Annotated in this window: 19 protein-coding genes; 9 read left to right on the top strand and 10 right to left on the bottom strand. The window is 55.8% G+C overall.

The features are described from left to right. Positions 1–82: 82 nt before the first annotated feature. Positions 83–1435 carry a hypothetical protein gene (locus BM026_RS28830; RefSeq protein WP_139217537.1) on the top strand — a complete coding sequence of 451 codons (1353 nt, stop codon included), beginning with the start codon at positions 83–85 and terminating at the stop codon, positions 1433–1435. A gap of 284 nt (positions 1436–1719) precedes the next feature. Here the strand turns inward: BM026_RS28830 and BM026_RS03975 are convergent, their stop codons facing one another. Continuing rightward, the gene (locus BM026_RS03975) at positions 1720–2040 is read right to left on the bottom strand and encodes a hypothetical protein (protein WP_093527412.1); all 321 of its coding nucleotides are present in this window, start codon (positions 2038–2040) and stop codon (positions 1720–1722) included. 1258 nt (positions 2041–3298) lie between these two features. Between BM026_RS03975 and BM026_RS03970 the strand changes: the two genes are divergently transcribed. Both BM026_RS03970 and BM026_RS03965 read left to right on the top strand, forming a co-directional pair. Further along, complete coding sequence (locus tag BM026_RS03970) at positions 3299–4843, top strand: S-type pyocin domain-containing protein (protein ID WP_093527738.1); 1545 nt, start codon at positions 3299–3301, stop codon at positions 4841–4843. A 1-nt stretch (position 4844) separates the two neighbouring features. Continuing rightward, a complete protein-coding gene (locus BM026_RS03965) occupies positions 4845–5120 on the top strand; it encodes a hypothetical protein (RefSeq protein ID WP_053255066.1) in 276 nt (91 codons plus the stop codon). Between the two features lie 467 nt (positions 5121–5587). On the opposite strand, the gene BM026_RS03960 is transcribed toward BM026_RS03965, so the two are convergent. Continuing rightward, on the bottom strand, positions 5588–5911 hold the full coding sequence (locus tag BM026_RS03960; protein ID WP_093511890.1) for a type II toxin-antitoxin system RelE/ParE family toxin: 324 nt from the start codon (positions 5909–5911) through the stop codon (positions 5588–5590). Then, positions 5862–6104 carry a CopG family ribbon-helix-helix protein gene (locus BM026_RS03955; RefSeq protein ID WP_093126416.1) on the bottom strand — a complete coding sequence of 81 codons (243 nt, stop codon included), beginning with the start codon at positions 6102–6104 and terminating at the stop codon, positions 5862–5864. The genes BM026_RS03960 and BM026_RS03955 overlap by 50 nt, the downstream gene beginning before the upstream one ends. A gap of 370 nt (positions 6105–6474) precedes the next feature. Here BM026_RS03955 and BM026_RS29295 point away from each other — a divergent pair, with 370 nt between their 5' ends. After that, positions 6475–6696, top strand: coding sequence for a hypothetical protein (locus BM026_RS29295; RefSeq protein ID WP_093511886.1), 222 nt, complete (start codon positions 6475–6477; stop codon positions 6694–6696). A gap of 99 nt (positions 6697–6795) precedes the next feature. Here the strand turns inward: BM026_RS29295 and BM026_RS03945 are convergent, their stop codons facing one another. Then, positions 6796–7983 (bottom strand): MFS transporter, encoded by a 1188-nt coding sequence (locus BM026_RS03945; protein WP_071489035.1) that lies wholly within the window; start codon positions 7981–7983, stop codon positions 6796–6798. Positions 7984–8466: 483 nt separating this feature from the next. Here BM026_RS03945 and mqo point away from each other — a divergent pair, with 483 nt between their 5' ends. Further along, positions 8467–10113 (top strand): malate dehydrogenase (quinone), encoded by a 1647-nt coding sequence (gene mqo / locus BM026_RS03940; RefSeq protein WP_071496702.1) that lies wholly within the window; start codon positions 8467–8469, stop codon positions 10111–10113. 65 nt (positions 10114–10178) lie between these two features. Here the strand turns inward: mqo and BM026_RS03935 are convergent, their stop codons facing one another. Beyond that, positions 10179–10850: an NADPH-dependent F420 reductase gene (locus BM026_RS03935; protein WP_028619443.1), complete on the bottom strand. Its 672-nt coding sequence runs from the start codon at positions 10848–10850 to the stop codon at positions 10179–10181. Between the two features lie 99 nt (positions 10851–10949). Here BM026_RS03935 and BM026_RS03930 point away from each other — a divergent pair, with 99 nt between their 5' ends. Both BM026_RS03930 and BM026_RS03925 read left to right on the top strand, forming a co-directional pair. Continuing rightward, the gene (locus tag BM026_RS03930; RefSeq protein ID WP_093527410.1) at positions 10950–11846 is read left to right on the top strand and encodes a LysR family transcriptional regulator; all 897 of its coding nucleotides are present in this window, start codon (positions 10950–10952) and stop codon (positions 11844–11846) included. A 177-nt stretch (positions 11847–12023) separates the two neighbouring features. Continuing rightward, the gene (locus tag BM026_RS03925; RefSeq protein ID WP_071489038.1) at positions 12024–12353 is read left to right on the top strand and encodes a YXWGXW repeat-containing protein; all 330 of its coding nucleotides are present in this window, start codon (positions 12024–12026) and stop codon (positions 12351–12353) included. A gap of 25 nt (positions 12354–12378) precedes the next feature. Here BM026_RS03925 and BM026_RS03920 read toward each other — a convergent pair whose 3' ends face one another. From BM026_RS03920 to BM026_RS03910, 3 genes are all read right to left on the bottom strand, one after another. After that, on the bottom strand, positions 12379–12723 hold the full coding sequence (locus tag BM026_RS03920) for a hypothetical protein (protein ID WP_071489039.1): 345 nt from the start codon (positions 12721–12723) through the stop codon (positions 12379–12381). 101 nt (positions 12724–12824) lie between these two features. Continuing rightward, positions 12825–13220 (bottom strand): PIN domain-containing protein, encoded by a 396-nt coding sequence (locus tag BM026_RS03915; protein WP_092247496.1) that lies wholly within the window; start codon positions 13218–13220, stop codon positions 12825–12827. Further along, positions 13217–13474, bottom strand: a complete 258-nt coding sequence (locus BM026_RS03910; protein WP_093126441.1) for an AbrB/MazE/SpoVT family DNA-binding domain-containing protein — start codon at positions 13472–13474, stop codon at positions 13217–13219. The genes BM026_RS03915 and BM026_RS03910 overlap by 4 nt, the downstream gene beginning before the upstream one ends. A 145-nt stretch (positions 13475–13619) precedes the next feature. Between BM026_RS03910 and BM026_RS03905 the strand changes: the two genes are divergently transcribed. Beyond that, positions 13620–14012, top strand: coding sequence for a RidA family protein (locus tag BM026_RS03905; RefSeq protein WP_093126445.1), 393 nt, complete (start codon positions 13620–13622; stop codon positions 14010–14012). Between the two features lies 1 nt (position 14013). Here the strand turns inward: BM026_RS03905 and ppnN are convergent, their stop codons facing one another. Then, a complete protein-coding gene (gene ppnN, locus BM026_RS03900; RefSeq protein ID WP_025856956.1) occupies positions 14014–15387 on the bottom strand; it encodes a nucleotide 5'-monophosphate nucleosidase PpnN in 1374 nt (457 codons plus the stop codon). A gap of 150 nt (positions 15388–15537) precedes the next feature. Next, entirely contained in the window at positions 15538–16362 is an 825-nt protein-coding gene (locus BM026_RS03895) for an aspartyl/asparaginyl beta-hydroxylase domain-containing protein (protein ID WP_093527408.1), read from the bottom strand. Between the two features lie 311 nt (positions 16363–16673). Between BM026_RS03895 and fabV the strand changes: the two genes are divergently transcribed. Then, positions 16674–17867 carry an enoyl-ACP reductase FabV gene (fabV, locus tag BM026_RS03890; protein WP_092247508.1) on the top strand — a complete coding sequence of 398 codons (1194 nt, stop codon included), beginning with the start codon at positions 16674–16676 and terminating at the stop codon, positions 17865–17867. Positions 17868–17897: the final 30 nt, after the last annotated feature.

The following is a 17897-nucleotide window of genomic DNA, read 5'->3' as shown; positions in this document are numbered from 1 at the left end:
ATGCGTGCTGGTAATCAATGATGGCAGAAGCGTCTTGTTGAATCTATAAGCCTCGAAGGTGAAATGTATAGGGGGTGGCTGTATGATGTTCAATAGTGCTGATATTGAAAGTCTTGTAAGTAGAGCTCTGGTTATTGAGTGTTTTGAAATTACACTAACGCAGAATGTCGATGAGTCTCCATTTACATTCTGTGGTCCCGGAAGTATTAAAACTCAGTCAGATGGGCAGCTTTCATTAAAGATGTACGATGCTGCAAAGAAAAGTTCTATAAGTCAGATGATGCGTTATGGGTTGTATAATCAGACTGGAATTGTGCCGGAATCAGATTATTTTTCACTGCGTGCTATAGATTCTTCAGGAAATGTTTGGGTTGCTCCGCGTCTTTATATATATGACGGGCTAAGGATGACCCCTCATGGAACGATAGTCGAATTCCAAATTCCCGATATTCGTACCGAGCGTATTCATCCTCGTTCAGATTTAAATGGGGTTAGCATAGCTAATGCGGTTATTGCTGGAAAATTTCGCCTGCCGTTTAATAAGTGGCAAGACCAACCTGACGGTTCCAGTTCAGTTTCCGCACTTGATTTCGAGATCGATGGTGCGAGATTAAAGCTATCTCAGAAGGTTCAGCATCTGGAGCTTGATGTCGAAAGCGACGTGAGGGAAATAGATCACGAACTGCTCATGACAATATCTGAATCGATCAGTATTGCAATTGGGCGGGATGCGTGGCCTACGTATTATAGGTTGTATAATGATGGTGTAACTAGATCGTTCATTAATGGCCGCCCTGATGTGAAGGGGCTTGGTATGATTAAGCCTCTTGTGGATGTGTTTCCATATAAAACAGCTAGTTTGATTTCCTTTGTGAATCATTATGTTAATAATCGTGATGAGGAGCATCGCTATTTAGTATATTACTGGCGGCGGTTATATCATGTTTCTAGTAGGATAGGAGATGTGGCTGCACTGGTGTTGACTGTGAATATTGAAGGGCTTGTTAATAATTATTTTTCTGCGGGGAGGGCGCCTTCTGAACGTGTTTTAGGGGAGGTAAATTATAGTAAAAAGCTAATAAGGTCTTTGAGACTTCCTAGTAGTACTAACTCTCGCATAAAAAATGTGTTAGGGGCGATGAAAAAACTAAGTGCTCCTAATATATTGAGAGTTTTAGAGGCGGAAGGTGTTATAGAGTCTGTTCATGTGAAAAGCTGGAACGATTTACGCCACTCGCTCGCTCATGCTGGGAACTCAGAGTCGGACCCGGTAACTACTAGTAAATTTTTTTTAGATATAGAAAACTGCCTGGATTTGTTCTATAGATTAATTGGTTTGAGTGTTGGTTATGACGCTTCATTGGTTGAGGGTGTTGAAAGTCTAAAGCCTGCTGAAATAGTAGTGGAAGAAGAGGGGGGGGGATCTGGGCGTTAGGTATCTAATGGTTCGAAGGTTTCGAAAGCGGGCTACTATCGGAGCTTCCTTATAAATTTTGTAACAGTTGTATGCGGTTTGTGAGTGTTGTTTGGGTGCGTCGTATGGGCCATCCGCATGCCGAAAGTCCTCTTTGCTTAACATCTGGCTTCAAAGTCTGCGACGGTGCCAATGTTCTGGCTAGCGGAGATGCGCTCCGCTCGCCACAACTGCATTAGGCCAGATAGTTCGTGGTTTCCATCAACTGAGCGATCATGATCGCCCTACTAATAAGTAGATGTTAGTCAGAACGTCATCTGAGACAGTTCACTCATTGCTTTCACTGTAGGTACGAATTTCTGGAGGTAGTCCCACGCATCCTCATTCGTAGGAAAGGCGTAGATATCTACAGCCTCAGCGAGAATGACCACAGCGATAGCTGCGAATTTTGTATTGTTTTTAGATCGGTTAAAAAACTCGATGCTCGCCACATCCGAATTGCCGATATGGAAGCCGTCCACGTATCCCAGATTTTTTATGATTCGTCCGATATCGCCGTCTTCAGGCCCGAGGATATTTTCTGGTGACCAAATTGGTCCATTTTCCCTTGTGTATTCGACGTGCATTTTTCACTCCATGGTTATTGGGATGCGAGTGGAGTTAGCGTAGCAAAGAAAGCGTGGTTATAGGTAATAGTCAAATGGCTATGGCAGGTTATAGGTTGAGGCTCCTAAGGAGACGCGCAGAAAATAAAGTGCGTCCGGGCATACCTAACGTGGGGCCTGCCATAGCTTTCAAATTGCTCAACGTCAGAAGCACCTCCTGCGACTGTGCCCCCGGCATTTTCACAGCAAGCTTATAGAAGGCTGATTGCTTATAAATTGCTACAAGAGCAATGAGGAGGTTTCGATAGGCCAATCAAATCAGGATGGAGGAGAATCCCTACGTCCAATCCATCATCGGGGCGACGGAGAAGCGGTGGGAGAGGGGGGCGGTTTGTAGGGGCATTGGGGGGATCTGAGTTAGCGAGGCGAATGGGGCGCAGTTTATCAGGGATGGGTGTTGGGTGTCGGGGAGGTAATTTCCGCGTCATTCACGACTCCCTGTCGTTTGAATAACGTCGCAGATCTTGAAGTGATCAATACCCCGTATATCGTGGTCTGACCCCGATATTTTCATCGGCGCGACGGAGAAGCTGCGGGAGAGGGGAGCGGTTTGTAGGGGTATGGGGGTGTCTGAGTCAGCGAGGCGAATGGGGCGCAGTTTATCAGGGATGTGTCTAGGGTGTGGGAGGGGCTTGTGCGCTTCTCACCACCTCGCGTTGCACATTGCTTCGTGTGGAATGTGTCGGGATCGGAGGGAGGCCAGTACGTTAGATATCGTGGTCTGACCCCGATATCCCCCGTTTGCCAGTCTGGATATGCATAAATGCATTTTTTTGTTGCGGTGTTTGCTGTGTATGCATACAGTATATGTGCGGCATGATGAAGAGTGCAGCAGGCGGGGATTTTTGTTCGTTGAGCTTCTCAGAAACAGAGAGCTTCAGAGCCGAAGCCGTTCGTCAGAGGGTAGTAAGGTGATGGGGTAATCAGCCGTTCACTTTACTGAAATATGAGAGCTATCGTACTGAATATAGCGAAAAGGAAATTCACTATGCCTATGATTGGCGACACGCTTTATCTTCCAGAAATTGAAATCAACGCTATTAATAAATATGAGCCACAGACATTCGGAGGCGGAGGTGGTGACAGTGATTTCTCACATAGTCACACTGGACAGCTAATTAACGTTGCAACGCGTACTTATGTACTTAGCACATACCCCCCCATTATTTCCCAAAATGTTAAGAATCAAGAGGCGAGCTTTGCAACGAATCTTCAGTCGATGCCTGAATCTATTGCAAAAAGCGTTACTGCAATAGAACAAAATGAAGACAGTCCCGCGAGCGAAGTCGAGAAAATCGAACAGCATATTCGTTCGGTAGATACGCTAATCACTCAAAAATCACAGGCTGCTGCTGCTCAAAAGGCGATTGCTGATAAGTACTATTATGGAGACTTCTTTCGTTTCCCGACTATGCAATTTATTAAAGATGCAATCAGCGGGAGCAAGACAAACTACCCTCCAGATAAAAATTATAAAGAATGGTACACTTCACTTGAGGCGGCGTATGCTGCAAAATATATCAATCGGGAGATCGATTATTTAAATGTCCTGAAGCAGAATCTTCAAGCACAGGCTAACCAAGCACGTGCAGACGCTGAGGCCAAACGTATTGCCGATGAGGCGGCAGCAGCTGAGGCTGCTAGGGTAGCTGCTGAAGCCGCAGCACTTAAAGCAGCTCACACGTTCAGGCTTCCCGCAGCCGGTGCTATGCAGCTGAGTACGGCTGCAGGCTCTATTGCCGTCACGGCAGGTTCAGGCGTTACGTTGGAGGCGGCGATTCAAGCGGCTAAGGTAGCGCTGAGTACAGTTGTGAGTGCGGCCACGGCAGTCGGTATTGGAGCTTTGACGTATTCAGAGTCCCTTGGCAACGGGGAGCTGCCCGCGACAATGCTGGATCTGCCCGCTAAGGAACTGGCGCCTAGCCTGCCTGATAATCTTCTCGAGGTAGCGGCGGCTGGTGGGACGGTTGATGTGCTATATCGGCTTTATGGTGATCAATCGAAGTATTCGGTAGTGGCCACCCAGGTCACTGGTGGACTAGCCCCCACTGTTCCGGTAAGGGCATTGGTGCTTGATCCTGTGGCCAACGCCTATACGTTTACTACAACCGATACACCGCCGATTACCCTGGCATTCCCTATTGCAGTACCAGGAAATAGCTCAACGGCAACTCCGGCACAGCCCGTGGAGACTCAGGTATACACAGGCATCACTCTGACCCCAATTGACGTCAAAGCTGAGCCGTTTCCGATTGCCAGCCAATTGAGCATCCGAGACGCTATTTACGTTTACCCCGCGGATTCGGGTTTGCCGCCGATTTATGCGGTATTTAGTAGTCCGTACGAAGGTGCTACCACTAAAGGTGTACACAGCGGACGGATGTACAATCCTGATAAAGCCGGAGGTCCAACCCAAGATCTTGATTGGGCAACGGCAACGGTGACTCAGGAAGGTATTGATCTGGTTAAATTGCATACTTCACGATTCGTACCTTCTGATGCTAATAAGATTATGATTGAACGGCTAGAAAAGATACTAAGTGGTCAGATCCCTGTTACGGATGTTGATAAACGATTTTACACCCATGAAATGCGAGAGTTAGAACGTTACAGGGCGCTCGGGGTAGCTGATGGGGTAGAAGGAAATGTTTGGAATAATGCTCATGCTGCAACCTTAGAAGACTATAAGCTGAGGGATGCTGACGATTTATTCTATACGCCTGAAGCCATTGCTGCAGAAATTAAACAAGTATATGGAGAGTAAAATGAGTAACATTAATGACGTGGTAGTCGCTGAAGCACCAAGGGATGTAGTTCTTTTTATTGTAAGAAACAAACCAATTTCGTACCCAATGCTGGATCGACTCTACAGCAGGAATGGGTGGGCCAATATTTCAAATAACTTAGAGCTTTTGAAGCTTATTGAAAATATGGAGCTCGAAGGGGTGGTTGAACATGTTGATGGAGGAATAAGAAAAGGCCCAAACTGGAATGCGCCAGCATTCATGGTTGAGAATAAGTATACGTTGAGTGATATTTAGGTCTGCAAAAAACCCAGCTCAAGCTGGGTTTTTTTGCTTGGACTTTGAAAAGTTATTCCTCTCCGTATTCTGGATACTCTTGATGCTTGTGCTTTTAGGTATACCCGAATGGGTCATGGATACCCACACAGCGTCAGATGTTGACGTTTGAAGGGGATGTTGGGATTCGAGCGACAGGCATTGGCGATAAGCACCGTGCCTTACGGATGTGGTTTTGTCGGCCAGGCGAGGGCTATTTCAGGAGGGGAGTGGTACGAAAGTGGTACGGGGTTTTTATCGTGCGCTACAGGGCACGTATTACAATGTCTGTAGAATTAGCAGTTCCAATCCATCATCGGGGCGACGGAGAAGCGGCGGGAGAGTGGGGCGATTTGTAGGGGCATTGGGGCGTCTGAGTTAGCGAGGCGAATGGGGCGCAGTTTATCAGGGATGGGTGTTGGGTGTCGGGGAGCCGAGATTTGCGTCCACTACCATTTCGAACGGGGACGCTGCCGTGTATGGAATACACCGAGGATTTGCAGGCGATCACCGCGTACCCGATACGGAATCAGATATGACCAATTGGGGACTGCCCATTCACGGGTGTTTTTGACCCTGCCTTCACGACCCATAGAGGGAAATTGAGCCAGTTTGTCGATGCTGGCGAAAATGGCATCGGAGAAGTCGTCAGCAGCCGTTGGATTTTCGAGGGCGATATAGTTTGCTTCGTCTTCTAGATTTTTGAGCGTTTTTTCAAGCCACTCAACCCGCCTTCCGACTCCAGCGCCTAGCGCGCATGGCCGCCACTTGATCGTCGGTGGCGAATTTGCCTTGGTCGGCTTCTTTCACGGCCAACTCGATCTGGGCGGTCAGCGTTTTTTCATGCTCGATGTAGTCGCGAAGAACGTCCATCGCCAGGTAGGTCGCAGTCTGGCCGTTGCTTTTGGCCAAGTCGGCAAGAGAGTTGGACAGGTCTTCCGGCAGGGTTAGGGAGATTCCAGTCATGGCGACCTCGAAGGTGGATGGTTGTGGGCATCCTACACTGTGGATCGTTGGCTTGAATCAGCAGGTCGTCGCGAGGTGTATCCAGAAGCTACTAACCTTAATTCAGAGCATCATGGTTTTATCGATTTGGTCTAAGGGCATTCGCGGAAACCTTCCTACTCTTCTTTCGGCTTGCCCCTCAGACCACCCATTGCCTAACAAATCACGCAATCCCTATATCGATCAAATCAGTGCTCCCTCCGAACACCCAACCGGCAACCTGAACCCCTCCTGTCACCCAGCAAAGTTTCATCATTCCCGGCGTTTTTGAGGGCTACGATCCTCTTCAAGAGAGGACCTCGGCGCCTCCATTCCACAGGGAACTGAAACCATGATTTCGAACCTCGTCAAAGTCGTGATGGTTGCGGGTACGTTGCTGTTGAGTGCCTGTTCGTCGGGTTCTTCCGGCGTGAGCAGCGACCCTTGTTTTTCAGGCGGGTGCCAGGCGTTTGGGGACCATAGCCCCAGCAAAGCCGCCAAGATGAATTTTAGCGGCGGTGGGTTGGGGAGTAGTTATGGGGAGTATGGGGCGGGGTTGTTGCATGATGATTGATGGGGTGGTGGGTAGTCGTGAGTGTGTTGACTGACCCACTGCCATCGGGGGCAAGCCCCCTCTCACAGTTGGATCTTCATTGGATCGGGAAGTGTGGCGTCAGTGGCCGCCCTTCATGCGGCGGGCGATGAGGTAGATGCCCAGGCCGATCAACGCTGTAGCGGCGCCGATGTAGCCGGTGCTGGTCCAGCCATACCCGGCTGTAATCGCCATCCCGCCCAACCACGGTCCCAGCGCATTCGCCAGGTTGAACGCCGCGTGGTTCGACGCCGCCGCCAGGCTCGGGGCTTCGTGGGCGATGTCCATCAAGCGGATTTGCAGGGGAGCTGCCATGGCGATCATGGTGCCGACCAGGCCAATGCCCAGCAGCACGCTCCATAGCGAACTGGCGGCGAAGGTGAAGAAGATCAGCACGGCCATCGACCACACCATGATCCAACCCACGGCTCGAAATTGCAGGCGGTCGAACAGCTTGCCGCCGGCGATGTTGCCGATGATGCCGCCGACGCCAAACGCGGCGAGGCCGAAGGGAATCCACTGCGGCGAGACTTTGGTCACTTCCAACATGGTCGGCGCCAAATAGCTGAACACGCAGAACATCCCGGCAAACCCGATCGCGCCAATCGACAACGCCATCCACACCTGCGGCTTGGTGAAGGCGCGCAGTTCCTTGCGCGGGTCGCTGCGTTGTTCGTCGTGACGATGGGGCACGAATTGCCAGACCAGTAAGAGGGTGCACAGGGCAATCACGCTGACCAGTGCAAACGCCGAGCGCCAGCCCAGGTGTTGGCCGAGGAAGGTGGCGATGGGGTTGCCGAGCAGCATGGCCAGGGTCAGGCCCATCATCACGCGGGCCACGGCGCCGGCGCGTTTGTCGTTGGGCACCATGCTCGAGGCGACCACGGCGGCGATGCCGAAGTAGGCGCCGTGGGGCAGGCCGCTGATAAAACGGAAGGCCACCAGCGAGCCGAAGGTCGGGGTGAAGGCGGTGGCCAGGTTGCCCAGCGCATACAGGCCCATCAGTAACAGCAGCATATGTTTGCGCAGCAACTTGGCGCCGAGGATGGCCAGCAGTGGGGCGCCGACCATCACGCCCAGGGCGTAGGCGCTGATGGCGTGGCCGACTTGCGGTTCACTCAAATTCAGATTGTGGGCGATGTCGGGCATCAAGCCCATGATGGCGAATTCGCCGGTGCCGATCGCGAAGGCGCCCACGGCCATGGCCGCTTCCATTTTGGCGGCGCTGCGCGCGGGCAGCACATGCCCGGGTGTTTGCTGGATAGTCATGGGTAACTCTGGTTGGATGTAGCGCACGAAGGAGAGCCGCTGATGCTACGCAAGCGGCGGCAAAGGTGTCTAGAACAGCCGTTTGCGTCAGAGTTCCAGGCCTGTGACCCCTGGTCGCGCCTGCCACGCTTGACATCGACGGGTTAAAAGCCGCGATTTAGAGCTGTCAATTGGCCAAACGGCGCATAAACGCCGTTTGCCGTGATATTCTGCGCGCCGTCCTGGTCTAGTCTCTCCTGGGTACGTACATCCGTATACGTCCCGGCGGTTGGCTGTCGCCCAGGTAGCTGAAGCCAATAATGATAAAAAGTCAGCGCAGAAGGGACATAAACAGTGAGGTCGATACGTCGGCCTTGTGTGCCCACCCTGCGGCCCTCTCGTGAATGTGCAAACCCCGCGGTGCGTTGCCTGGCGCATCGTGATGGAGGGTTGCCCATGATCAGGGGCGGTAGGGCGGATGGCGTTTTATCATAGGTGCTACTGATGTTTAAAAAAGTAAACACTGCCCTGCTGGGGCTGGCTTTGTCGCTGGGGATCAGCTCCGCTCAGGCGGAAGAGGCAAAGAAAGTCGATGTGCTGCTGATTGGCGGCGGCATCATGAGTGCGACCCTGGGCGTCTGGCTCAACGAGCTGGAGCCGGGCTGGTCGATGGAGATGGTCGAGCGCCTCGATGGCGTGGCCGAAGAAAGCTCCAACGGCTGGAACAATGCCGGTACTGGTCACTCGGCCCTGGCCGAGCTGAACTACACCCCGGAAGACAAGAACGGCAACGTTGAGATCCCGAAAGCGGTCGAGATCAACGAAGCGTTCCAGATTTCCCGTCAGTTCTGGTCCTGGCAGGTCCGCCAAGGCGTGCTGAAGGACCCGCGTTCGTTCATCAACACCACACCGCACATGAGCTTTGTGTGGGGCGATGACAACATCAAGTTCCTGAAAAAACGCTACGAAGCCCTGAAGGCCAGCCCGCTGTTCGCTGGCATGCAGTACTCCGAAGACCCGGCGCAGATCGCCAAGTGGGTTCCGCTGATGATGGAAGGGCGTGACCCGAACCAGAAAATCGCGGCCACCTGGAGCCCGCTGGGTACCGACATGAACTTCGGCGAGATCACCCGCCAGTTCGTCGCTCACCTGCAGACCACGCCTAAGTTCGACCTGAAACTGTCGAGCGAAGTGCAGGACATCACCAAGAACGCCGACGGTTCGTGGCGTGTGAGCTACAAAAACCTGAAAGACGGCACCAAGACCGAAACCGACGCCAAGTTCGTGTTCATCGGCGCCGGCGGCGGTGCACTGCACCTGCTGCAGAAGTCGGGCATTCCTGAAGCCAAGGAATACGCTGGCTTCCCGGTAGGTGGTTCGTTCCTGGTGACCGATAACCCAACCGTTGCCGAGCAACACCTGGCCAAGGCCTACGGCAAGGCTTCGGTTGGCGCGCCACCGATGTCGGTTCCGCACCTGGACACCCGCGTGCTGGATGGCAAGCGCGTGATCCTGTTTGGCCCATTCGCGACCTTCTCGACCAAGTTCCTGAAAGAAGGCTCGTACCTGGACCTGCTGACCAGCACCACCACCCACAACATCTGGCCAATGACCAAAGTCGGTATTCGTGAATACCCACTGGTCGAGTACCTCGCCGGCCAACTGATGCTGTCGGACGACGACCGCTTCAAGGCGCTGCAAGAGTACTTCCCGAACGCCAAGCAATCCGACTGGCGCCTGTGGCAAGCCGGTCAGCGCGTGCAGATCATCAAGCGTGACGAGGAGCAGGGCGGCGTCCTGAAACTCGGCACTGAAGTGGTCAGCTCCGCCGACAACACCATCGCGGGCCTGTTGGGTGCATCGCCAGGCGCGTCCACTGCGGCCCCGATCATGCTGACCGTGCTGCAGAAAGTGTTCAAGGACAAGGTCGCGACCCCTGAGTGGCAGGCCAAGCTGCACCAGATCGTACCGAGCTACGGTACCAAGCTGAACGACAGTCCGGAAGCGGTTGCCAAGGAATGGGCCTACACCGCCGAAGTCCTGCAACTGCCTACGCCGCCTGTGATTCCGCAAATGGCTGCACCCAAGGCCACCGAGGCTGCCAAGCCCGCGGCTGAGCCGAGCAAGCCGGCGTCTGATCTGGCGCTGTAAGCCAGGCTGATGCACAAAGCCCGCTGAACCGGTAACGGTCAGCGGGCTTTTTTGTGGGGCGGTGTTTAAGCGCGGGTGTGCTCGCGGTCGACCGGCGGCAGTTCGACCGTACGCTCGGCCGCGGCCAGGGCCGCCTTCAGCCCGGGCTGGTCCAGCGGCACGCAGTACGCGGGCTTGGCCCGCTCGAACCGCCAGCTTTCATCCAGGCTGCCGGCATCGACGGCGTCAAAGCCCAGCTCGTCGAGCAGGGTGATCACCTGCGCTTTGGCGACAGCATCGTCGCCGGCCACCGGCAATGCGCGACGGTCAGGTGCGCCGTGGGGGCGAGCATGATCGGTAATGTCCGCGGCGAAAATCGCGTTGAACACTTTGATCACCTTTGAGTGGGTGAAGTGTTCGGCGAGCAGTCGGCTGGTGGTGGTTTCAAATCGATCCAGCGCGGGGAAATGACCGTCGCGCTCCGGGTAGTAGTTGTTGGCGTCGAGCAAGGTCTTGCCTGCCAGCCACTGCGCCGGGACTTTTCGGTAGTGTTCAAACGGAATCGCCACCAGCACCACGTCACCAAACTGTGCGGCGTCTTCTGCGCTGCCCACTTTGACGCCGCGTATGCCGCTTACCACGCTGCTCATGGTCTGCGGGCCGCGAGAGTTGCTCAACATCACTTCATGCCCGGCCGCCAGTGCCCGCTGTGCCACGGCGCGCCCGATAAAACCGGCTCCAATCACGCCAATCTTCATGGTCTTGCTCCTGATAAAGGGGGAAGCCGCTATGATGATTGGCAACCAAATGGCGATAAATAAGCACTATGGCGTGAGTGTTGTTACTGAGAGTAGGGAATGATGGACCGTCTATCGAGCATGAATGCCTTTGTGATCGCCGCCGAATTGGGCTCCTACGCCCGCGCCGCCGAGCGTTTGCACATGTCGGCGCAAATGGTGGCCAAACACGTTGCCGCGCTGGAGCAGCGCCTCGGTGCGCGGTTACTCAATCGCACCACGCGCAGGCAGAGCCTCACGGAGTTGGGGAGCGCGTACTACGAACGTTGCAAACATATCCTTACGGAGGCCGAAGCTGTGGACTCGCTGGCGCAAATCATGAATGACACGCCGCGTGGCAAGCTGAAGATCACCGCACCTGTGACCTTCGGTTCCTACAGCCTGATGCCGCTGATTACTGCATTCCTGCGCGATAACCCGGACGTGGAAATCGACCTGCACCTGACGGATCGCTTCGTCGACCTGGTGGAAGAGGGCTATGAAGCAGCCTTCCGCATCGGTCCATTGGCGACCACCGGCCTGACAGCCCGGCCACTGGCGCCTTATCGCCTGGTGGTCTGTGCTTCGCCTGCGTACCTGGCTGCGCGGGGTACGCCGCAGGTGCCGGCAGACCTGGAACGTCACGAATGCCTGGGCTATGCCTTCTGGTCACGCCCGGCGGACCGCGAGTGGATATTTCATCAAGGCTCGACGCTGTACAGCGTACAGGTGACCAGTCGTCTGCAGATCAACGAAAGCCGGGCATTGATGTCGGCGGCGCTGGACGGTTTTGGCGTGGTTCTCGGCCCCCAGGATTTTTTGCATACGGCAATGGCCCGCGGTGAGTTGGTACAGGTGCTGCCGGACTTCGAGGCCCCGAGCCGGCCAATGCATCTGGTCTACACCGCAAATCGGCAGCGCACCGCCAAGTTGCGGCGATTTGTCGAGGCAGTGCTGGCGCGTTTCGGTCCGGTTTGAGCATTCATGTACCCGACGGGCCTTTCGTCTACCTCATGAACGCAACGCCCTCAGGTTCAGCAACCTGACAGACGCCACCTGTTAAAAATACTCCAGAGCCAAGCAGGAGCGAGGCTGCAACAAGGGGGCATTTTCTAGCGGTGCAGGTACTGGGCGTCAGCGTCCGAGGGTTTTTCTATGTGGCTACGTTATGGGGCATTGGCGGCCATGGTCGTCGCGGCATCCGGGTGTGTTCAAGAGCGCGTCGTGCATGAGCGCAGGCCGGTGCAACATGAGTATGTGGAAGTCATCGCGCCGCAACCGCCGCCGGTGCAGGTGATCGAAGTCGAGCCACCCGTACGCTACGGCTATATATGGTCGCGTGGTTATTGGCGCTGGGACGGCGGGCGATATGTGGCTGTACATGGTCACTGGGAGCCGGTACGCGAAGGCTATCGCTACGTGCATCCGCATTGGGTGCAGCGTAATGACGGGTATCACTGGCAGGGTGGTGGCTGGGTTCGCTGAGCCCAGGTTTCATTGGCCAGTAGCGTTAGATCGGCTTGTGGGTACCCAGCAGCCGAACCTCTCGCAACAATGCGGCACCGAGTTGGTCGGTGCCCAGTTCCCGATAGCCCACGGCCTTGACCTCGCCGTTTTCCTCCGCCTGGATGAGGATCACCGGGGTTTCCTTGCCGGTGGTTTCGTCGATATGCATCGCGTATTGGGGAATATCCAGCTTGATCGGCGTCCCCGCCGCCTGGCCTTTCACATTGATCAGGAAGGCGGCGCAACCGCTGTCGACATCCGCACTGGTGGCGGAGCGGCCGCTGACGAAGCAGGTTTTTGGCAGATCGGGCCAGGTGATGGCATCGGCCAGGGCGAGAGTGGGAGCCATAGCCAGGGCTGCGAGTAGAAACGTGCGCACGTCGGTCTTTCTCTCGATCAAGGTAAAAAACGGTTTGTATCAAAGCCCGCCCGCTGCCGCAATGCTGCGGTTCAGGCCAGTCGCTTCATGCCTGTGGTCTTGATCGCATTGAGGTCGAAGGTTGCCGTGTACTCGCAACCAGCGGCATGGGCGCAGCGCTCGATCAGGCAGTCTGCAAAGTCAGCCTTGTTCGCCACAAACTTGCGCAGCGCCTGCCAGATGATCTCGGCATGCTCTACGGTCAATTCGCGGGTGCGCAGCAGGGTCTCCAGTACCATCACCACATCACTTTTGGCCGACTGGTAGCAGCTTTGCAGTACCCACACCAACTCCACAATGGAAACCAGGCTGATAAAGCCCGGCGAGGCAGTGGTCAATGATTCGATCAGATCGGATGCCTTGGCGGATTGAACGGGATCATCCTGGGTGATGTAGCGCACCAGCACATTGGTATCCAGCCCGATCATCCGGCTTTTGCCCCCTGCGCTGCGATGGCCTGGTTCATCTCTTCGATGGAGACGGCCCTGGCGGAGCTGCGGATCAACCCTTTGAGGTCATGCACCGTTTTGCTCGCGGCAATGATGGAAAACTGCCCATCTTCCATTTCTACGAATTCAACCCGATCCCCTGTTTCCAGGCCGAGGGCAGTCCTGACCTGGACAGGAATGGTGATTTGACCTTTTGAGGTGAGTGTAGCGATAGCCATGTTGAAGATCTCCATCGTGATATTCCTTACCTTAGGGTAAGGAATGACAGAGGACAATATCCGTTGGTCCATAGGGTGCTCATCTGGTGTGGGTTAGTCGGAACAGGTAAAACACTAGTCCCAACTGTGCCCGCCTGCCGGGCTTAAAGAGATACAAGCCATGACCGACCGCCAGCTCATCATCCCTCCCTCCATGCACTCAATCGTCGAGCGCGCCGGCTACGTGCCCGCGGTCAAGGTGGGCAAGACGTTGTACTGCGCCGGTCAGGTCGGGCGTACGGCTGCATTGGCGGTGATCGAGGACCCCGAGGCGCAATTCGTCGCGGCCTGGGAGAATCTGCGGCAGGTGCTGGAAGAGGCCGGTTGCACCTTCGACGATGTGGTGGACATGACCACTTATCACGTCGATATGAGCCAGCACATGGCGGTTTTCCGTGAAGTGAAAAACCGCCTGTTTCCACGTGGGCATTGCGCCTGGACCACAATCGGGGTGTCCGAACTGGCGCACCCCGGCCTGCTGGTGGAAATCAAATGTGTGGCGGTACAGCGCTAGCTTATTGCACCACGCGGTAGCAGGGCACATACGCCGCGCCGCCCGGCAACTTCATGCGGTGCTGGGCGACGAAGGCCTGTAGCAACTCATCCAGCGGTTTCATGATGGCCGGGTCGCCGTGGATCTCATACGGGCCGTTCTGCTCGATCAGGCGGATGCCCTTGTCCTTCACGTTACCCGCCACGATCCCCGAGAACGCGCGGCGCAGGTTGGCGGCGAGTTCGTGGGGCGGCAGGGCGTGGCTCAATTGCAGGCTGGCCATGTTTTCGTGGGTGGGGTCGAACGGGCGCTGGAAGCCTTCGTCGATCTTCAGCAGCCAGTTGAAGTGGAAGGCGTCGTTGCGCTCGCGACGGAACTGCTTCACCGCCTTGAGGCCAGCGGTCATCTGGCGCGCCACTTCGGCGGGGTCGTCGATGATGATCTGGTAGTGTGCCTGCGCCGCTTCGCCCAGGGTGGCGCCGACGAATGCGTGCAACTGCTGCAGGTACGGCGCGGCGTGTTTCGGCCCGGTGAGGATGACCGGGAACGGCAGGTCGCGGTTGTCCGGGTGCATCAGGATGCCCAGCAGGTACAGGAACTCTTCGGCCGTGCCGGCGCCGCCAGGGAAGATGATGATGCCATGGCCTACACGCACGAAGGCTTCCAGGCGTTTTTCGATGTCCGGCAGGATCACCAGCTCATTGACGATCGGGTTCGGCGCTTCGGCAGCGATGATGCCCGGTTCGGTCAGGCCCAAGTAGCGCCCGCCGGTAATCCGCTGCTTGGCGTGGGAAATGGTCGCGCCTTTCATCGGACCTTTCATCACGCCAGGGCCGCAACCGGTGCACACGTCAAGGCTGCGCAGCCCCAGTTCATGGCCGACTTTCTTGGTGTATTTGTATTCTTCGGTATTGATCGAGTGCCCGCCCCAGCACACCACGATCTTCGGTTCGACACCCGGGCGCAGCGTACGGGCGTTGCGCAGCAGGTGGAACACGTAGTCGGTGATGCCCTGGGAGTTGCTCAGGTCGATGCGCTGGCTGTCCAACTCGTTCTCGGTGTAGACGATATCGCGCAGGGCGCTGAACAGCATCTCGCGGGTGCTGGCGATCATTTCGCCATCGACGAAGGCGTCTGCCGGAGCGTTCAGCAGTTCAAGGCGCACGCCGCGGTCCTGTTGGTGGATGCGCACTTCAAAATCTTTGTAGGCGTCGAGGATGGTCTTGGCGTTGTCGATGTGCGCGCCGGTGTTGAGGATCGCCAGGGCGCATTGGCGGAACAGGGTGTAGATGCTGCCGGTACCGGCTTCGCTCAGTTGCTGGACTTCACGTTGAGACAGGGTTTCGAGGCTGCCCTTGGGGCTGACGGAGGCATTGATGACTTGACGTTGGGGCATTCTGATTCCTTGAAAGCGCAGCCACCGCACCCGCAAGGGGCCGCGATGGCTTGAGAATGATGGGCGCCGAATTCGGTCGCACGAGACGGTTATTTACCTCAGGCGCAAGGCCCAGCGCAAATACCGTCCAGCACCATCATGCCGCAGAACTCACTGAATCAGCTTCCAGTTTTTGTAGAAAACCCGACGCAGGGTAAAGGCCATCCCGGCGAACCCAGCGATCACGGCGTTGAGCACCCGGGGCACCGGGGTCGGCCGCACGATATCGATAAACAGGCAGTAACGCTTGGCATCGTTTTTGTTGAAAGACGCGTGCATCAGCGTGTCATCGAAAATAAACAGCGGGTCGTCATGCCAGTAGTGTTTGTGCTGGCCCACCTGGATGTAGACGCCCTCGTGATGCGGTGCCGGGGCCATGTTGTACAGCACGCGGAACATCATGCGCAGCGGGCCGAAGTGGAAGGAGGTCGAGCGGTTTTCGTTGAACACTGACACGCCGATGGTCTTCACGAACGGCAGTTTTTCGCGCAGTTTCGGAATGTCCAGGGTGGTCTCGATGGGCTGGCCATACCACTGGAAGAACAACATGCCGCGTTTCTTTTCGGCCATGCGCTCATCCAGGTAGCCGATGATTTCGTCCTTGTGGGCCATGGCATCGTTGATCACCTGTTGCAGGTCTTCACGCCAGGCGGGTGGCAGGTCGGCCATCTTGTAGACGTGGCGGTTAGGCGAACTCAACAGGTCGAACAGGGTGTTGAACGGGGCCAGCAGCCAGGTGTTGCGGCCACTGCCGATAAAGTATTTCTTGATCGTCGTGCGGTCGTACAACCCATTGCGCAAAAAGTCGTAGACGCCACACACCAGCACCAGGCCCAGGAACACCAGGGTGGTGACCGGGAAGCAATAAATAACCAGCAGCACGCCGAAGATCCAGGCGGTCGAGACTATTTTCTTGCGGTTGACACTCGCACTCATGAAGCTCAACTCCAGCGGGGAAGGTGCACGAGTTCCAGTCCTCTGGACATCGCGAGATGCGGAGGTATGAAACATTATGAAACAATGTCCTTATGATAGGGCTTTCTCCGGCCGCCAGGCGTTTTAAATATTGCGAAATTGTGAAGGCTTTACACAGTTTTTAACCCCGGCAGCGCTGTGTGGAGTGGATTTTGTAAACAGAAGATTTGCGACTATCGTGACGCTTCGGTTTTTTGGACGTCATAGACCGGTACGATTGAAGTTGAATGGCCACCACTGGCCTTCGGCACCTTGGAAGAGGCAGAAATTTTATGATCATCAAACCGCGGGTTCGTGGCTTCATCTGTGTGACCGCTCACCCTGTTGGCTGTGAAGCGAACGTCAAGGAACAGATCGACTACGTGACCCAACACGGCGTCATCGAAGGCGGCCCGAAAAAGGTGCTGGTCCTCGGTGCTTCCACCGGCTACGGCCTGGCCGCGCGCATCAGTGCCGCGTTTGGTTGTGGCGCCGACACCCTGGGCGTGTTTTTTGAGAAAGAAGGCGAAGAAGGCAAGTTGAGCTCCGCCGGCTGGTACAACAGCGCCGCGTTCGAGAAGTTTGCCGTCGAAAAAGGCCTGTACGCCAAGAGCATCAACGGCGACGCGTTTTCCGACGAGATCAAGCGCCTGACCATCGAAACCATCAAGAAAGACCTCGGCAAAATCGACCTGGTCGTCTACAGCCTGGCCGCGCCTCGCCGTACCGACCCGCAAGGCGTGGTGCACAACTCCACCCTTAAGCCGATCGGCAAGGCCGTGACCCTGCGTGGCATCAACACCGACAAAGGCGTTGTGGTCGACACCACCCTGGAGCCAGCGACCCGGGAAGAAATCGACGGCACCGTCAAAGTCATGGGTGGCGAAGACTGGCAGCTGTGGATCGACGCCCTGCGTGACGCCGACGTCCTGGCCGAAGGCGCCAAGACCACTGCGTTCACCTACCTTGGCGAGAAGCTGACCCAGGACATCTACTGGAACGGCTCCATCGGCGAAGCCAAGAAAGACCTCGACAAGAAAGTCCTGACCCTGCGCGACAACCTCGCCGCGCTCAAGGGCGACGCCCGCGTGTCGGTGCTCAAGGCCGTGGTCACCCAGGCCAGCTCCGCTATCCCGATCATGCCGCTGTACCTGTCGCTGCTGTTCAAAGTGATGAAAGAACAGGGCACCCACGAAGGTTGCATCGAGCAGGTCTATGGCCTGTTCAAGGACAGCCTGTACGGCAAGGAGCCGAAGCTCGACGCCGACGGCCGCCTGCGTGCCGACCTGGCCGAACTGGAACCGAAAGTCCAGGACGCCGTGGCGGCCCTGTGGAACCAGGTCACCGACGAAAACGTCAACGAGATCAGCGATTTCGCCGGCTATAAGGCTGAGTTTCTGCGTTTGTTCGGCTTTGAAATCGACGGCGTGGACTACGAGGCTGACGTGAATCCTACCGTGAAGATTAACGGTCTGATCTCGGCGTAACGATCTGGGCCGACAGCAGTCTCCATAACC

The sequence above is a fragment of the Pseudomonas sp. NFPP24 genome, assembly GCF_900112095.1.
Classification (GTDB): Bacteria; Pseudomonadota; Gammaproteobacteria; order Pseudomonadales; family Pseudomonadaceae; genus Aquipseudomonas; species Aquipseudomonas extremorientalis.
This window is presented reverse-complemented; position numbering and strand designations above follow the sequence as displayed.

What these genes read in the sequence shown, in the direction of transcription:
- BM026_RS03915 (WP_092247496.1), bottom strand. Translation starts at nt 13,220, where the DNA reads ATGATCGGGCTGGATACCAATGTGCTGGTGCGCTACATCACCCAGGAT.
- fabV (WP_092247508.1), top strand. Translation starts at nt 16,674, where the DNA reads ATGATCATCAAACCGCGGGTTCGTGGCTTCATCTGTGTGACCGCTCAC.
- BM026_RS03945 (WP_071489035.1), bottom strand. Translation starts at nt 7,983, where the DNA reads ATGACTATCCAGCAAACACCCGGGCATGTGCTGCCCGCGCGCAGCGCC.
- BM026_RS03920 (WP_071489039.1), bottom strand. Translation starts at nt 12,723, where the DNA reads ATGGCTCCCACTCTCGCCCTGGCCGATGCCATCACCTGGCCCGATCTG.
- BM026_RS03955 (WP_093126416.1), bottom strand. Translation starts at nt 6,104, where the DNA reads ATGACTGGAATCTCCCTAACCCTGCCGGAAGACCTGTCCAACTCTCTT.
- BM026_RS03905 (WP_093126445.1), top strand. Translation starts at nt 13,620, where the DNA reads ATGACCGACCGCCAGCTCATCATCCCTCCCTCCATGCACTCAATCGTC.
- BM026_RS03975 (WP_093527412.1), bottom strand. Translation starts at nt 2,040, where the DNA reads ATGCACGTCGAATACACAAGGGAAAATGGACCAATTTGGTCACCAGAA.
- BM026_RS03925 (WP_071489038.1), top strand. Translation starts at nt 12,024, where the DNA reads ATGTGGCTACGTTATGGGGCATTGGCGGCCATGGTCGTCGCGGCATCC.
- BM026_RS03965 (WP_053255066.1), top strand. Translation starts at nt 4,845, where the DNA reads ATGAGTAACATTAATGACGTGGTAGTCGCTGAAGCACCAAGGGATGTA.
- BM026_RS03895 (WP_093527408.1), bottom strand. Translation starts at nt 16,362, where the DNA reads ATGAGTGCGAGTGTCAACCGCAAGAAAATAGTCTCGACCGCCTGGATC.
- BM026_RS28830 (WP_139217537.1), top strand. Translation starts at nt 83, where the DNA reads ATGATGTTCAATAGTGCTGATATTGAAAGTCTTGTAAGTAGAGCTCTG.
- mqo (WP_071496702.1), top strand. Translation starts at nt 8,467, where the DNA reads ATGTTTAAAAAAGTAAACACTGCCCTGCTGGGGCTGGCTTTGTCGCTG.
- BM026_RS29295 (WP_093511886.1), top strand. Translation starts at nt 6,475, where the DNA reads ATGATTTCGAACCTCGTCAAAGTCGTGATGGTTGCGGGTACGTTGCTG.
- BM026_RS03910 (WP_093126441.1), bottom strand. Translation starts at nt 13,474, where the DNA reads ATGGAGATCTTCAACATGGCTATCGCTACACTCACCTCAAAAGGTCAA.
- BM026_RS03970 (WP_093527738.1), top strand. Translation starts at nt 3,299, where the DNA reads ATGCCTGAATCTATTGCAAAAAGCGTTACTGCAATAGAACAAAATGAA.
- BM026_RS03930 (WP_093527410.1), top strand. Translation starts at nt 10,950, where the DNA reads ATGATGGACCGTCTATCGAGCATGAATGCCTTTGTGATCGCCGCCGAA.
- ppnN (WP_025856956.1), bottom strand. Translation starts at nt 15,387, where the DNA reads ATGCCCCAACGTCAAGTCATCAATGCCTCCGTCAGCCCCAAGGGCAGC.
- BM026_RS03935 (WP_028619443.1), bottom strand. Translation starts at nt 10,850, where the DNA reads ATGAAGATTGGCGTGATTGGAGCCGGTTTTATCGGGCGCGCCGTGGCA.